The 16,541-nt window shown below is 36.7% G+C and carries 12 protein-coding genes; 7 read left to right on the forward strand and 5 right to left on the reverse strand.

What is annotated here, in order from left to right:
* Positions 1-40 precede the first annotated feature (40 nt).
* Positions 41-2,512: a M14 family metallopeptidase gene (locus INR75_RS10765; RefSeq protein ID WP_223088807.1), complete on the reverse strand. Its 2,472-nt coding sequence runs from the start codon at positions 2,510-2,512 to the stop codon at positions 41-43.
* A gap of 115 nt (positions 2,513-2,627) precedes the next feature.
* Here INR75_RS10765 and bshC point away from each other — a divergent pair, with 115 nt between their 5' ends.
* A complete protein-coding gene (gene bshC / locus INR75_RS10770; protein WP_223088808.1) occupies positions 2,628-4,244 on the forward strand; it encodes a bacillithiol biosynthesis cysteine-adding enzyme BshC in 1,617 nt (538 codons plus the stop codon).
* Position 4,245: 1 nt separating this feature from the next.
* A complete protein-coding gene (locus tag INR75_RS10775; protein ID WP_223091906.1) occupies positions 4,246-5,610 on the forward strand; it encodes an aminotransferase class V-fold PLP-dependent enzyme in 1,365 nt (454 codons plus the stop codon).
* Between the two features lie 189 nt (positions 5,611-5,799).
* Here the strand turns inward: INR75_RS10775 and INR75_RS10780 are convergent, their stop codons facing one another.
* The gene (locus INR75_RS10780) at positions 5,800-6,525 is read right to left on the reverse strand and encodes an SIMPL domain-containing protein (protein WP_223088809.1); all 726 of its coding nucleotides are present in this window, start codon (positions 6,523-6,525) and stop codon (positions 5,800-5,802) included.
* A 49-nt stretch (positions 6,526-6,574) separates the two neighbouring features.
* Positions 6,575-6,706: a hypothetical protein gene (locus INR75_RS20470; protein ID WP_255584516.1), complete on the reverse strand. Its 132-nt coding sequence runs from the start codon at positions 6,704-6,706 to the stop codon at positions 6,575-6,577.
* A 251-nt stretch (positions 6,707-6,957) separates the two neighbouring features.
* Here INR75_RS20470 and guaA point away from each other — a divergent pair, with 251 nt between their 5' ends.
* The 5 genes from guaA to INR75_RS10805 all read left to right on the forward strand — a co-directional run bounded on the left by guaA (position 6,958) and on the right by INR75_RS10805 (position 14,273).
* Positions 6,958-8,487 (forward strand): glutamine-hydrolyzing GMP synthase, encoded by a 1,530-nt coding sequence (gene guaA / locus INR75_RS10785; RefSeq protein ID WP_223088810.1) that lies wholly within the window; start codon positions 6,958-6,960, stop codon positions 8,485-8,487.
* A 38-nt stretch (positions 8,488-8,525) separates the two neighbouring features.
* Positions 8,526-10,550 carry a LysM peptidoglycan-binding domain-containing protein gene (locus INR75_RS10790; RefSeq protein ID WP_255584517.1) on the forward strand — a complete coding sequence of 675 codons (2,025 nt, stop codon included), beginning with the start codon at positions 8,526-8,528 and terminating at the stop codon, positions 10,548-10,550.
* Positions 10,510-10,908 carry an OsmC family protein gene (locus INR75_RS10795; protein WP_223088811.1) on the forward strand — a complete coding sequence of 133 codons (399 nt, stop codon included), beginning with the start codon at positions 10,510-10,512 and terminating at the stop codon, positions 10,906-10,908. Before INR75_RS10790 ends, INR75_RS10795 begins: the two co-directional genes overlap by 41 nt.
* Positions 10,909-11,045: 137 nt before the next feature.
* On the forward strand, positions 11,046-11,309 hold the full coding sequence (locus tag INR75_RS10800) for a hypothetical protein (protein WP_092542644.1): 264 nt from the start codon (positions 11,046-11,048) through the stop codon (positions 11,307-11,309).
* Positions 11,310-11,552: 243 nt separating this feature from the next.
* The gene (locus tag INR75_RS10805; RefSeq protein WP_223088812.1) at positions 11,553-14,273 is read left to right on the forward strand and encodes a hypothetical protein; all 2,721 of its coding nucleotides are present in this window, start codon (positions 11,553-11,555) and stop codon (positions 14,271-14,273) included.
* Here the strand turns inward: INR75_RS10805 and INR75_RS10810 are convergent.
* On the reverse strand, positions 14,270-15,214 hold the full coding sequence (locus tag INR75_RS10810) for a nitronate monooxygenase family protein (protein ID WP_223088813.1): 945 nt from the start codon (positions 15,212-15,214) through the stop codon (positions 14,270-14,272). The two genes, INR75_RS10805 and INR75_RS10810, sit on opposite strands and share 4 nt — an antisense overlap.
* 21 nt (positions 15,215-15,235) lie before the next feature.
* Positions 15,236-16,423 (reverse strand): tRNA 2-thiouridine(34) synthase MnmA, encoded by a 1,188-nt coding sequence (gene mnmA / locus INR75_RS10815; RefSeq protein ID WP_223088814.1) that lies wholly within the window; start codon positions 16,421-16,423, stop codon positions 15,236-15,238.
* Positions 16,424-16,541: the final 118 nt, after the last annotated feature.

A 16,541-nucleotide genomic window follows, 5' to 3' on the forward strand; every position in this document is an offset into this window, starting at 1 on the left:
TTGTCTAAACTCTAATATCTAGAATCTAGAATCTAGAAATCTACTTCACCATAAATAATGCGTTGGCGAAAAATAATTTTCCGTTTTGCCAGAATGATCTGAACAATGGATTATCTACCATATAAATTACGCTACCTCTACCCATATTTTCCTGAGCAAAAACTACCGAATTTTCCAGAGTTTTATAAGCTTCGCTACCAACAAATCCTGAAACAACTTTTGGCTCCTGCATGTAAGCAACATTGTACCCGTTACTAAGCAAGCCAAAATTGCTGCTGCTTAATTTTAAGCTGAAATAAGTATCATCGTATCCAAAAGCAAGAGGATGCGTATTATCTACTGTAGCTTTAACAATACTACCAGGGCTGTTTCCTTTAATGCGCTCTCTGGTTCTCATGTTATACGGAGTAAGATTTGGTGAATTTGCGTCTTCTTTATTTTCTTCAACACGATTTTCTTTAATGCTGAAACCATCCTGACCTGCAAAGTAACCTACAGATCTACCAATAGTGATCATTTTACCGCCACCGCGAACAAAATCTTTGATTTTCTTTACTCCGCCATTTCCTAAAGCACTGCCATAATAACCTTCTGGAACGATTAAAACATCGTAAGAACTAAGATCGATTCTATTGAAATAATCTGTATCAATTGCGGTTACCGGATAGCTTAATTCCTGCTCGAAGAAATACCAGATCTCACCATAGTTAAGAGAAGAAGTTCCTTCACCACGTAACATCGCGATCTTTGGATTTCCGATTAATTTCACATCAGGAGAACCAAAATCTGGACCGCTGCTGGCAAAACTTGTGCTTGCCACCGTCAATTCTCTTTCAAAATCTTTAGCAGTTTCAACAACAATTTCGTTGAAATCGGTTAATTTTTGATTATCACTTTTGGTAATAATTAAACTACCGGCGTTGAATTCTTTTCCTTCCGAAGAAAAAGGAAGTTCGCTAAATCTAACTTTTACATCTTGTTTTAAAAGAGCAGCAAGGAATTCGGCATCTTTTAAGCTGTTCCATTTTGCAATATAACCGGCACCTTCAGCATTCACAGTATTGCTAATATTCGATGTTTCAGTAGTATTTTTTCCTGAATAGCTTTTCGAACTGGCAACGGCATCTAAACCATAAGCATAAGGTAAACTCCATGCTGTGATATCGTATGTAATTGAATCGTTCAGTTTGGTTTTAGGCTCAAAAAGAACTTCAACCATGTGACCTTTTGGCTGCTGAGTGGTAACCAGTAAAGTTTGATCTGTTGTGGTTAAACTTCCGTCTTTATTATCTGTAAAACTGTATCCGGAAATCTTTTCGCCTTTATTAGCGGTAGAATATTCGATTTCGTGACGGTCTAATAATTCTTTTAGATCAGCAATTTTGTCTTTATCTCCGTTAAGAGCAAAAGTTTCGTATTTTCTGTCAAGATTATTAAAATAACTACTGAATTCTTCAGCAAGTTCTTCCGCATTTTTTGAAGCCATTTCTACTGTAGAAATTCCAGTAGTAAAATGGTGCGCAATTCGTTCTTTTAAGGTAAGGGTACTCTCTTGGTCGGTTTCAATTCCTAGTCCGCCACGGCCATGACCCGCTTGTTCGTAGGTCATCCCAATAGCTCCCATGTATGTTGGATAGGTATCGCCATAACTTGGGTATAATAAATCGAAACGCTCTTTGGTAAAGAACAACCAACCTTCTTCATCAAAATATTTAGCGTTGTTTTTACCGATCCTCGTTTGGAAATCTCTCTGAAACGGAGTGATGATATCGTGAAAAGGCTCGGCTGCAGGAGCAAAATAATAAGGATTATTAATTCCCTGTTCGTGGAAATCTACATGAATATGTGGCATCCATTGGTTATAGATTTTTAACCGACTTCTGGTTTCAACCTGCGTTGCCCAAACCCAATCACGGTTTAGATCGTACAAATAATGGTTTGGTCTACCGCCTGGCCATGGCTCGTAATGTTCTGCAGCATCTTGTGACGTACTAAATGGCGTTTGTCTCACCTGGTTGTACCAGTTAGCGTAGCGATCACGACCATCTGGATTCACACAAGGATCGATAATAACGATGGTGTTTTTTAACCAATCTTGCTTTTCAGTAATTAAGTTATAAAGAGTTTTCATCGAAGCTTCTGTACTCGAAGCTTCATTACCGTGCACGTTGTAACTTAACCAAACGATAGCTTTATCGGTAGTGGGGTTACCGTCTAAAATACCGGTCTGGCGTAAATGGTTTTTTCTAATTTCTTCTATATTTTCAAGGTTCTCTTCAGTAGAGATCACCGCATAGGTAAGTGGTCGTCTTTCGTTGGTTTTACCATAGGTGTGATAGGTAACCAATGGAGAATTTTCTGCGATATGTTTAAAATAATTTACAACATCTGCATGGCGTGAAAACTGGCTGCCAAGTTCGTATCCTAAAAATTCTGATGGTGATTTTACCTGTGCTTTTAGACTCAAAAAGCTTAAAAAAGTGAAGGTGATTAATAGTATTTTATTCTTCATAAACAAGTGAGGGGTTAAATTTATGGTAGTAAAGATAGGGTAGACGGGCGAATTAACTAAAATTTAGTTGATAAAAGTTATATCTTCGGTATCTTTGCAATCTCAAAAAAAGTGTATGCCAACCGATTGTATTTCGTATTCCGAAACCAATTATTTCTCCAAACTCATTTTGGATTATTTGGATAAAAAGGAAGACCTGTCCCCATTTTATAATCGCTTTCCTGAAATTGGAAATTTTGAAGCTCAAATTAAAGAAAAGCAGCAAAGTTTTTCTAATGAAAACAGGAAGGTTCTGGTAGAAAGTCTTCAGCAACAATTCAAAGGTTTTGACGTTTCTGAAGCTACTTTAGCCAATATCGAGGCACTTTCTAAAGACACTACTTTTACGATCACTACCGGGCATCAGCTTAATCTTTTTACGGGGCCGCTTTATTTTTTATACAAGATCATTTCAGTAATTAATCTTACAAAGATTCTTAAAAAAGAGCATCCAGAATATGATTTTGTGCCCATTTACTGGATGGCTACAGAAGATCACGATTTTGCTGAAATCAATTATTTCAATTTAAATGGAAAGAAATTTCAGTGGAATTCTACTGAAAAAGGTGCTGAAATTGATGCTGTAGGTTATCTTTCTACGGAAGGTTTAGATGAAGTTTTCGAACTTTTTTCAGCAGAAATTGGGGGCGGAGAAGCTGCAGATCATCTGAAATCTTTGTTTAAAAAAGCCTATTTAGAACATACAAATTTAACTGAAGCTACGCGTTACCTGGCCAATGAGCTTTTTAAGCAATATGGTTTAGTGATTATGGGAGCGCAGCAAGCCGAGTTAAAAAAGTTGTTTGTTCCTTATGCTGAAAATGAATTGCTGGAACAGCGTTCTTTTGAAAACACAAAAGAAAAGACCGAAAAATTATCGAATCTTGGTTATAATGTTCAGGTAAATCCACGAGAGATCAATTTATTTTATCTAAATAATGGCTATCGTGAACGTATAATTAAGCGAGATGGTAAGTTTTATGTGCACGAGAAGCAAATAGAAAGGACAAAAGACGAGATTTTGGCAGAATTGCATGAAAATCCGCAATATTTTAGTCCGAATGTGATGCTGCGTCCGCTTTATCAGGAAGTGATTCTTCCTAATTTATGCTATATCGGCGGTGGCGGAGAATTAGCGTACTGGTTAGAGCTAAAAGACTATTTTGAAGCTGAAAATGTACCTTTTCCGATGCTTTTATTACGTAATTCAGCATTACTTCAATCAGAAAAGCAAAAAGAAAAGCGAGAGAAATTAGATATTTCGAATAAAGAATTATTTCTGAAGCAACACGAACTGATCAACAGAAAAGTGCGAAAAATATCGAATATCGATATAGATTTCAGTAAACAAAAAGAGCATTTGCAAAAGCAGTTCGAAGAAATGTACGAGCTGGCTGAAAAAACCGATAAATCTTTCTTAGGCGCTGTAAAAGCACAGGAAGTAAAACAATTAAAAGGTTTAGATCATTTAGAGAAACGATTGCTAAAAGCGCAGAAACGAAAGTTGAAAGATGAAGTAAGCCGAATTGCAGATTTGCAAAATCAACTTTTCCCAAATCGAAGTTTGCAAGAGCGACAAACCAATTTCTCTGAAGTTTATGCGATCTACGGGCAGGAACTTTTAGATACACTTTTTGAGCAATTAAATCCCTTAGAACAACATTTTAAAATCCTCACTTTTGGAACAAAATAAAATGCATACGATAGATATGGATCTGGTAGAAATGACGCTAGACGTTATGAAATATACCATAGATCGTATCTCGAATGTAACGCCAGAGCTTGGCTCTCCTAAAAAAGAAGACGAATTATTACGAATAGTAGGTGAAACCATCACTCCAAATGGGATTGGTGGCGAGAATGCCTTTAAACTTTTTAAAGATGTTTTGGTGAAAGCTTGTGTACCTATCGATCACCCAAGACATTTAGCATTTGTACCGGCAGCGCCAACTCGGGCCGCAATCATGTTCGATTTGGTAACCTCGGCTTCCAGTATTCATGGAGCTTACTGGATGGAAGGTGCCGGCGGAATTTTTTGTGAAAACCAGGCGATGAAATGGCTGGTTTCGCTTACCGGTTTACCAGATACCGCTTTTGGTGTTTTTACCAGTGGTGGTACAGCAGCAAACTTATCTGCAATGGTTGCGGCAAGAGAAGAATGGCGAAGAAGATCTTCAGATAATGTAAGTGTGCGTGGGTTGTTGTTAACTTCAGATGGTGCGCACAGCTCGGTACAGGCGATGGCAAAAGTGATCGATGCCGATGTGGTGATGATCGATAATGATGATGAAAGGATTACCGGAGCAGAACTCCGCAGAGCGATCGACGAGCTGGAAGAAAAAGATAGAAAACGCTTATTTGCTGTGGTCGCTACAGGTGGAACTACCAATGCGGGAATTATAGACGAATTAGATTCTATCGCAGATGTTTGTGAAAAGGAAAATGTCTGGTTTCATGTAGATTGTGCTTATGGTGGTGGCGCTTTGGCAGCAAATTCGGTTCGACATTTATTTAACGGAATCGAAAAAGCCGATAGTATCACGATCGATCCTCATAAATGGTTATTTTCTCCTTACGATTGCGGAGCGGTAATTTATAAGAATTTAGAGCATGCGAAAAATGCACATTCCCAAAAAGGAGCTTATCTAGAAATTTTTAAGGATGAAGGTGCGCAGGGTTTTAATCCGGCAGATTATCAAATTCAGTTGACGCGCCGTGTAAGAGGGATGCCTTTATGGTTTTCTTTAGCAATGCACGGAACCAACAAATATAAGCAAGCGATTGAACGCGGAATCGAATTGGCAAAAATCGCTGAGCAAAAAGTAAAAGACAGTGATCATGTTGAAGTGGTACGACCTTCTAGTTTATCTGTAGTTTTATTCCGAAGAAAAGATTGGACGCCAGATCAATATAAAGATTGGACCTATAAAAATCATAATTCTGGTTTTGCATTGGTGACACCAACAAAATGGAAAAAGGAAACCGTAGCTCGTTTTTGTTTTATCAATCCAGATACTACGGAAGATGATATCGATAAGATCTTAGAATCGATGAAATAGCTTTATTTTTTCTGAAATTCAGAATTAAATTGAAATAAAAAAGCTTCAGGTTGTTCCTATAAAACCTGAAGCTTTTTTATTTTATAATTATTATTAAAATAAGAATTTTACTCACTACTCACTACTCACTACTCACTACTCACTACTCACTACTCACTACTCACTACTCACTACTCATTACTCACTACTTTACTCAATCTCATATTCCAAACGCATAGTGATGCTCGCAGTTTTACGTTTATCGGCAGTATTGTAGGCGCCGCTCCAGCTATAATCTTCGCCACTATTTTGTCCTGTGATCTGAAAAACTCCCATATTGGCACTTTTCAGTTCACCTAAAGTTCCGCCAGAATTTTCTGCGATTTTTTCAGCACGTACTCTTGCATCTTCAGTAGCTTTAGAGATCATTTCAATTTTAAGATCGGCAAGTTTGGTGTAATAATATCGAGGCGGAGTAGAATTAAACTGAACGCCTTTATTCAGTAATTCGGTTATTTCTCTGGAAACATTTTCGATCAATTCAACATCATTAGATTCGATCTTTACACTTTGTGAAAGCTGGTAACCTTTAAAGATACTACCTACGTAATTTCCGTTTTGATATTTCTGTTCGCGCTGTTCGTTAGTTTGTACCGAATTAAAAACGATATTCTCTTCTTTAATTCCTTTTTCGATTAAATAATCTTTTACGGTCTTTTTTTCCTGGTTAAGCTGGTTGTAGGCTGTTTCGAGATTTTCACTCATTTGGCTAAACCGCCCTTCCCAAACAATAAGATCTGAAGTAAAGTTTTCGCTACCCGCACCGGTAACAGAAATGGTGCCATCTGGATTAGCTCTATCAACGTAAGAGTTGCCTAAAAACCAGGCTGCGATAACGATAGCAATAGAAAAAATGATTGCGCTTAAATATTTCATAGTATAAAGAGGTTATACTATAAAAATAGCGATTTTGGATCTAAGTTTTTTATAAAAGCTGAAATATTATAGATACGATTCCAATGACACAAATCACGGTCATTATATAATAGATAAGCTCTAAAACAGATCGCGAAGGATGTAATGAATTCATATATTCCTCTTCCTGCTGATTATTCATGCGATTGGGGGATTTTGATAAATAGTTAAAGTTAGGTTAAAACAAATAAAATAATAAAATTGGAAAAAAGCAACTTGAAGTTTAAACTTAATGGGGAGATAGTATAAAGATCAAAAAATAAACTTTAATTATAGTTTAAGAAAAGATATGATAATAGTCTGGCGAAAAGCTGATAATTTGCAGGTAGATCAATAACTGGAAAATAATTGTGGTTTGTATTTTATTTTTAGCTCAAATTCTTAATTTTGCGCATGCAAAATAACGTACTCATCTTAGACTTCGGTTCGCAGTATACGCAATTGATTGCAAGACGCGTAAGAGAATTGAACATTTACTGCGAAATTCACCCTTTTCACAAAGTTCCACAAGACCTTTCAGGCTTTAAAGCGGTTGTCCTTTCAGGAAGTCCGTTTTCAGTAAGAGCAGAAGATGCTCCTCACCCTGATCTTTCTCAAATTAGAGGTAAATTACCAATGCTGGCGGTTTGCTATGGTGCACAGTACCTGGCACATTTTCATGGCGGTAAGGTAGAACCTTCTGAAACCAGAGAATATGGTAGAGCCAATTTATCTGTAATAAAAGATGCCGAGCCACTTTTTGATAATATCAAAGAGAACTCTCAGGTTTGGATGAGCCATAGTGATACGATAAAAGAATTGCCAGAAAACGCGGTAAGGCTAGCCAGTACAACAGATGTGCTAAACGCAGCTTATCGTATAGAGGGAGAAGAAACTTTTGCGATTCAGTTTCACCCAGAAGTTTATCACTCTACAGATGGTAAACAATTATTAGAAAACTTTTTAGTGCATATTGCTGGTGTAGAACAAAGCTGGACACCAGGTGCGTTTGTAGATCTAACTGTAGCCGAGTTAAAAGAGAAGATTGGTGAGGACAAAGTTGTTTTAGGACTTAGTGGTGGTGTAGATTCTACAGTAGCAGCGATGCTTTTACATAAGGCGATTGGTAAGAACCTGTATTGTATTTTTGTAAATAACGGTTTGCTTCGTAAAAATGAATTCGAGGACGTACTTCATCAATATAAAGACATGGGATTAAACGTAAAAGGAGTAGATTCTTCTGCACGTTTTCTTGATGCTTTAGCAGGTGTTAGCGATCCAGAATTAAAAAGAAAAGCGATAGGCAACACTTTTATTGAAGTTTTTGATGATGAGGCGCACGAAATAAAAGACGTAACTTATTTAGCACAGGGAACTATTTATCCAGATGTTATCGAATCAATCTCGGTTAATGGTCCTTCAGTAACTATAAAATCACATCATAATGTGGGTGGTTTACCAGATTTTATGAAACTTAAAGTTGTTGAGCCATTACGAATGTTATTTAAAGATGAGGTTAGACGTGTTGGTGCCGAGTTAGGGATCGATAAAACCTTATTGGGACGTCACCCATTTCCAGGGCCAGGTTTGGCGATTAGAATACTTGGAGATATTACGGCAGAAAAAGTTAGAATATTGCAAGAAGTAGATCATGTGTTTATCCAGGGATTAAGAGACTGGGGACTTTATGATCACGTTTGGCAGGCTGGTGCTATTTTACTGCCAGTACAATCTGTAGGCGTTATGGGAGACGAGCGTACTTACGAGCAGGTTGTTGCCTTAAGAGCTGTTGAGTCTACAGATGGGATGACGGCAGATTGGGTAAATTTACCTTACGAATTTTTACAAAAAACTTCGAATACAATAATAAATAGAGTAAAAGGCGTTAATAGGGTAGTGTATGATATAAGTTCTAAACCACCGGCGACGATCGAATGGGAATAGAATTTGTATAGCACCTATAAAGTCTAAAATTCAATAAAATGAGATACCTTTTTTTAATTTGCTTCTTTTGTATGATGAGTGTTTCTGCTTCTTCGCAGGAATTTAAATATCATACAGTTAAGAAAGGAGAGACTGTTTACAGTATTTCTAAGGATTATAATATTTCTGAAGATGATATCTACAAATATAATCCTGATGCAAAAAATGGTATCGACGAATCTTCCAAGCTGGTAATTCCATTAGCTGTAAAAGACAAAGGAATGCCAGCTAAAATTGGATCACCAAGTTTAGACCCGGTTAAATTTAAAGAGCACACGGTAAAAAAGAAAGAAAATCTATTTCGACTATCACAGCAATACAATGTTGAAGTAGACGATATTAAACGTTATAACAAGCATTTATATTCTAAAGAACTTCAAAAAGGAGAGACTATTCGTATTCCTGTTTTTAGGAAATTAGATCGTGTAGTCGCGAAACCAAATAATTCTTCTAAGGAAGAAATTCGTCAGGAATTTGACAAAAACGAAGTTAGAGAGCATATTGTCTTACCAAAAGAAACCAAATTTGGCATCGCCAGAAAATATGGTTTAACGGTAAAAGAACTAGAGGCCTTAAATCCTACAGTAGATGTGTTGCAGCCTGGCATCATGTTGAGGGTAGGAACTAATGTTTCTCCAGACCCTGTGGTGCTTTTAGATAAAAATTTTAAGTTCTACGAAGTAAAACCACAAGAAACTTTATTTGGTTTAGCGCAACGTTTTCACGTAACTCAGGATTCTATTTTAGCTCTTAATCCAATTGTAGAAAAAGAAGGATTAGAATGGGGTATGGTGCTAAAAGTTCCAAATCCAGAAGAGCAGGATCCAGAAGATTGGGTAGAACCAACATTAAGTAACGAAGCTGAAGAATTACAGGGGAAGAAACTGAATTTAAAAGATTCATTGTCTAATTTTAGTCCGAAGAATTTGGTTTTTATGTTACCATACAGTTTAGATAATGTGGCTGTAGACTCTATTGGGACACCAGATTACGACAATGCAGTTTTAGATGATCGTGTTTTAAGAATAAGTCTTGATTTTTATAGTGGTGCTAAATTGGCGATAGAAGATGCTAAGGAACTTGGGATTTCTACACAGGCTAAAATTTACGATACCAAAAGAAATGCTTCAGAAGTAACAAATATTATTAATACGAATAACTTCAGCAATGTAGATGCAGTTATTGGTCCCTTGCTTCAATCTACTACAGAAGCTGTAGCACAGCGTTTAAGAAACAGAAATATTCCGGTATTTACTCCGCTTTCAGATAAAGAAATGCGAGGCGGGAACAATTTATTTATTGCCCGTCCTACTCAGCAGGAAATGAGCAATACGATGTTAGAGTATCTTCAGAAATTTGGCGAAGGGAAAAATATCATCATTGTTTCAGATTCTAAATCTTTTGAGATTAAAAATAAACTGAATCAGATTTTTCCAGCGGCAAGAACAGTAAATGCTGTAGATGGTTATGTTTCAGAAGAAAGTTTAAAAAATGCACTTTTACCAGCAGCACAAAACTGGGTGATCTTAGAATCTAGCAGCGTAGGGGTAATTAGCAGCACCGTTTCAGCATTAAACAGATTGCTAAGAGAAGAGTTGGATATCACATTATTCACTACCAATAAAAACGATAGCTACGATAATGAAAGTATTTCGAATGAAGATCTTGGAAAACTATATTTTCACTATCCATCTGTAGATAAAGAATATAATATTGAAGTTTCTGAAGATTTTATAAGTAAGTACGAAGAAGAATTTGGGGTAACACCAAATCAATATGCCGTAAGAGGATATGATCTAACGATGGATGTGTTACTTCGACTGGGAGCTTCAGAAGATATTTATGCTTCCTTCAACGATTTTAATGGCTTTACTGAATATAACGAGAACAAATTTTTATACGAACCACAGCCAGGTGGCGGTTTTAGAAATAAAGCGGTTTATATTCTTCAAATAAATCCAGATTTAACTTTACAAATAGCCGATGACAGCCAAAGTAACATATTTAGGGAGTTTAAGGACTGAAGCAGAACACCTGCAAAGCGGAACTAAAATTATAACAGATGCCCCGGTAGATAATCACGGGAAGGGAGAATCATTTTCTCCTACAGATACAGTTGCAACTGCTTTGGCCACCTGTATGCTTACCATTATGGGAATAAAGGCGGAAGCCATGGGAATTTCTATAGAAGGAACTACCGCTGAAGTTACCAAGACTATGGCTGCTGAACCTCGAAGAATTTCAAAGATCGAAGTGGTGCTAAGTTTACCAAAAAAGTATGAGGCTAAAGAGATGAAAATATTAGAAAACGCAGCTAAAACCTGTCCTGTTTTTTATAGTTTGCATCCAGATATTGAGAAAGATATTCGATTTGTAGTGTAATATTTCATTTATATAAAATTATATCAACGCCTCGTTCTAATTGAACGAGGCGTTTTTTTTATCTAACTACTTCGACTATAAATTTTAGTTTTTTGATTAGCTTGCAGGATATATTTAATTTACCTAATCTAAAGACCATGGAAGTTTACAACCAACCGGAACAACCAAATTTAATAACTCCCCAAAAATGGGCTCTATACATCTTTGTAGCAGGATTACCATTTATAGGAATAATAATGCTTTTAGTATGGGCTTTTGGAAGCGACCTTAATTATACGCGTAGGAATTGGGCAAAAGGTATGTTGCTACTTTATGTAGTAATGATCGTACTTTTTATAGTATTCTTCGTATTCCTTGGCGGAATGGCCTTTTTAACCGGAATAGCTTCTCAAAACTATTAGAAAGTTATCTTCTAGCTTTAGAATATCTTCAAATTTCAGTCTCAAAAATACCGGTTGATTTTATCGATTTTCGGCTAGGTGTTTTGAGACTGTTTTTAATTGTAATAAATTGTAAGTGAATTGACTATGATGTTAGGTGGGAATATACTTTATTTCATGAAATTTTAAATTGAATGAGATAAGTTAATCCGTTTATCAAAGTTTTTATTTCAGGTTAGTCATCAAACCCAAGCTTCATCTGCTATGCAATCAAAAAACTACTTATTCTTATTCATATTTTTAGCCTTTTTACAAATAGGATTTGCTCAGGATGAGCGAGTACTGTCTAAAGCTGCTTATGCTGAAAAGATTTATCTGCAATTTGATCGGGGAAATTATGCAGCAGGAAGTACAATATGGTTTAAAGCTTTAGTAGTTAATGCCGTAGATCATAAACCATCTAAACGATCTGGAGTTTTGCATGTAGATCTTATAGGACCAGAAAAACAAATAATAAATCATAAACTTGTAAAAATTGTAGACGGTAGTGGCCATAATCATTTCGAGATTCCCAAAAAAATGCCCGCCGGATTATACAAAATAAGGGCTTATACCAGATGGAACCGTAACTTCGACGATGACTTTATTTTTTCGAAATATTTTAGAATCTTTCCTAATCTGCCTAAAGAAGAAAATGCGATTCAGAATATCAATATTGTAGAAAGAGAAGGAGAATTTTTTCTTGAAGCCTTTTTTTATCCTAAAGAATTAGATAGCCTTCAAAAGCGCAAAATATTAGTTGGTTTAGATTTTAACGATGCTAAGCAAGATTCCGTAGAGATAAAAGAAAATGATGGAAAATACAAGCTCAGCCATAAGTTAGAAGATAAGCCAGACTTTGTGGGCATTAGGATGCTTACCGAAAATGGATTTACCTCTGGCAAAACCATAAGTTTAGATGAAAGCAAGATCGACCTCCAAATATTGCCAGAAAGCGGCATTCTTTTATCTGGAAGCACCAATTTTTTAGGAATAAAAGCACTAGATTTTGAAGGAGAAGGAATTTATACTGAAGGTGTTATTCTGAATAAAAAGGAAGATACCGTCACTAGGTTCAAAACAAATAAACTCGGGATGGGAGTCGCGGTTTTTAATCCTAAATCTTCAGAAAAATATATAGCTAAAATTACCAATATCGATGGAAATACTTCAGTGTATCAATTACCAGAAGTATCAAAAAAAGGCAGTATCATTTCAGCAAGAAGAACAGGAGATAGAATTAGTCTAATAGCCTCTACTACACAAAATGTAGATTCTTTGATTATCCGTGCCAGTTTTAGAGGTGTTCAACTTTTTGACATTGTAGGCCCAGTAAAAGATGGGAAATTTTATACGGCTTTACCTTCAAAGGGATTTCCTAACGGAATTGTTTGCTTTACCCTAATTGATAAAGATGAACAACCAGTGGCCGAGCGTTTATATTATAATGATCTTGGAAAAGAACCACTTTCGATCGAAGTCACAACAAATAAAGATGAATATACTTCCAGAGAAAAAACTATGCTGAATATTCAGGTTAGAGATAGTACAGGAAAACCTGTGGATGCAGAGTTATCGATTTTAGCACTTGCACAAGATCCTTTAGGTTCAAATCAGAAAAAGCGTAATTCTATTTTGCCTTTTTTTTATCTAAGCTCTGAGCTTCGCGGTAAAATAGAAAATCCCGGTTTATATTTTAATCGAGATGATAATTATCGTTTACGCGATCTTGATGCGCTTTTGCTTACCCAGGGTTGGCGTAATTATAAATATGATACCACAAGAATTCATTTTAATTATCCTGAAGAACCGGTTTTAGCAATAGATGGAAAGGTAAACGGCACTATTTTTAATAAACCTAAAGAAAACGTAGAATTGTCTTTTATGGCACTAGGTGACGAACCGGTAGTGCAAACTTTTCAAACAGATAGCCTAGGAAGGTTTATTTTTAATATTGATTTTCTGGAAGAAGAAACTCGAGAGATCGTGATACAAAGTAAGAAAGGTGGAAATAAAAGAAATTTTGATATCCAGATTCGAGATCCTTTGAAGTTACCTGTAGTATTTGAAAAGCGATTAACAATCGAAAAGCCAGATAGTGTTTATACTGAAATTGTAAATTACGAACAGCGACAGCAGCAAAAGCAGTTTTCATACGAATTAGCCGAAGGAGTTACCCAATTAGATGAAGTTGTATTGGAAGCTTATAAAATGACCGAGGAGCGACAGAAAACAGCAGATCTTGCCGGTAAACCAGATGTTGTGATCGATGGTAAAGAAATTCAGGAGAAAGAGAAAGATTGGTCTTACGGGCTTTACAGCGTATTAATGTTCAATTTTCCAGATGATATTAGAATTCAGCGTGATATTCAGGAACCGGGTGGCGATTTGCAAGCTAAAGTGATGGGTGGCGGCGGAACTACCATTTTAATGATGGATGGGAAGGTGGTGAACAACCTTAATTATTCACTAATTCCTAATATTCCACCAAGTGAAGTAAAAAGTGTTGAAATTATACGTTTTGCAAAACATTTTAATCGACTCTACCAACAAGCCTATCCTTTTGTGAGTCCGATGGAAATTCCGCCAACAGGTGACGTTATTTCGATCTATACTCATGGAAAACAGGGAATCTTTGGTGCTCAGAAGCCAAAAGGCATTCTACGGACTTCCATTAAAGGCTATTCTCCACAAAAAGAATTTTATCAGCCAAATTATGCAAACAAGGAACGTTTGGAAAGTGAGGAGCCAGACTTAAGAAGTGTGGTGTTTTGGGAGCCACAAGTGAAACTCGAAAATGGAGAAGCATCCCAGGTTTCTTTTTATAATCCAGATAACGTAGAAGAAGTTTTGGTTGTTGTAGAAGTAATCACGCCAAATGGTAAAATTGGGTATCACGAGATCTCTTATCCTGTAAAGCAAAGAAATGTCGATGCGGCTAATTAAAACTGATTTATCTGTGATTTAACTGTTTCAAATTCTTCGATAATCTCAGTTACAATATCTGCAGCAGGTTTAATATTTTTAATTAATCCTGAAATTTGACCAATCTCGAGTTCACCTTCAACCAGATCGCCTTCGAACATTCCTTTTTTAGCGCGGGCTCGTCCTAGAAGTTGTTGCAATTCTTCTTTTGAAGGATTTTTGGCATACAATTCTTGAATGTCGTCGAAAAATTTATTTTTAAGCAAGCGAACAGGAGCCAGTTCTTTTAAAGTTAATTTGGTATCACCTTCCTGTGCGTTCACCACCATTTTTTTAAAATTAATATGCGAAGAAGCTTCTTCTGAGGCGACAAACCTACTGCCAATTTGTACGGCATCGGCGCCCAAAACCATAGCCGCCAGCATCCCGCGACCGGTAGCGATTCCACCTGCTGCAATTAGCGGAATATTCAACCTCTCCTTTACCATTGGTATCAGAGTGAAGGTTGTGGTTTCATCTCGGCCGTTATGGCCACCGGCTTCAAAACCTTCAGCAACAACAGCATCTACACCAGCTTCCTGAGATTTTAAGGCAAACTTTACACTACTTACTACATGTACTACAGTAATGCCATGATCCTGTAAATATTTTGTCCAGGTTTTTGGATTCCCGGCAGAAGTAAAAACGATAGGTACTTTCTCTTCAATAATTATTTGCATGATCTCTTCCACGTTGGGGTAGAGCATAGGCACATTTACTGCAAAAGGTTTATTGGTCGCCTTTTTACATTTTAAGAGGTGTTCTTTAAGCACTTCAGGATACATAGATCCAGAACCAATAATCCCGAGTCCGCCAGCATTACTAACGGCACTAGCCAGTTTCCAGCCACTTGCCCAGACCATACCGGCCTGGATAAGTGGATATTTTATATTGAAAAGTTTTGTAATTCTATTGGTAGGCATTGCAGATTTGTTTCCTGCAATTTAAGAAATTACGCCAGACCCTAATAATTCTTCGCCATCATACCAGGCAACAAACTGACCTTCTGTAATAGAGGCTTGCGGAGTTTCAAAAACAATGTACATTCCGTGTTCAGTTTGATGTAAAGTGGCATCCTGTAAAGGCTGGCGATATCTAATTCTTGCTTTTAGCTTCAAGGTTTCATCTGCTTGCAAACTAAGGTCCTTTCTCACCCAATGCACTTCATCTGCATTGATAAAAAGCGCTTTTCGATAAATTCCCGGGTGATTTTTTCCCTGTCCTGTATAAATTACGTTTTTTTCAACATCGGTATCAATCACAAAAAGCGGCTCTGGAGTTCCGCCAACGGCCAAACCTTTGCGCTGTCCTTTGGTGAAATAATGCGCACCTTGATGTCTCCCTACAACTTTTCCATCATTTGGCTGATATTGGTGCTTTTGAGCAAGAAATTTTAATTCTTCAATTTTAGAATCAAATTCAGGAGTATCGATATTGTAGGTTTCGATATCAGATTTTATTTCAACAATATTACCTTCTTTCGGTTTTAATTTTTGCTGAAGAAAATCGGGTAATCGTACTTTTCCAATAAAGCAAAGTCCCTGTGAATCTTTCTTATCTGCTGTTACCAATTCCTGTTCCGCAGCAATTCTACGTACTTCAGATTTTTGAAGCTCGCCAATAGGGAAGAGCGTTTTTGAAAGCTGTTCCTGGGTAAGCTGACATAAAAAGTAAGATTGATCTTTATTATTGTCTTTTCCCGATAGAAGTTGATAGATCTTTTTCCCATCTTTTTCGATCTCTCCCTTTCGGCAGTAATGGCCGGTCGCCACATAATCTGCACCTAAAGAAAGGGCGATCTTCATAAAAACGTCGAATTTGATCTCACGATTACATAAAACGTCTGGATTTGGCGTTCTACCACGTTCGTATTCGTTAAACATATAATCTACGATACGCTCCTTGTATTGTTCGCTTAGATCTACCGTTTGAAAAGGAATTCCTAATTTTTCTGCTACGATCATCGCATCATTGCTATCTTCTAGCCATGGGCATTCATCAGAAATAGTCACTGAATCGTCATGCCAGTTCTTCATAAACAATCCAATAACTTCGTAGCCCTGTTCTTTTAAAAGATAGGCTGAAACACTACTATCTACACCTCCCGATAGTCCTACTACAACTTTTTTCATAGAATTTAAACTTGATCGATCATGCTATTTTAACCTGATCTTTTATAAAGTCGAAATAAAGTGTGTAAAATTACGAAATAAAAAAAGGTGGCGAAAGCCACCTTGAAAATTGTATTGA

The organism is Zunongwangia sp. SCSIO 43204, from assembly GCF_019904275.1.
Taxonomy (GTDB): domain Bacteria; phylum Bacteroidota; class Bacteroidia; order Flavobacteriales; family Flavobacteriaceae; genus Zunongwangia; species Zunongwangia mangrovi.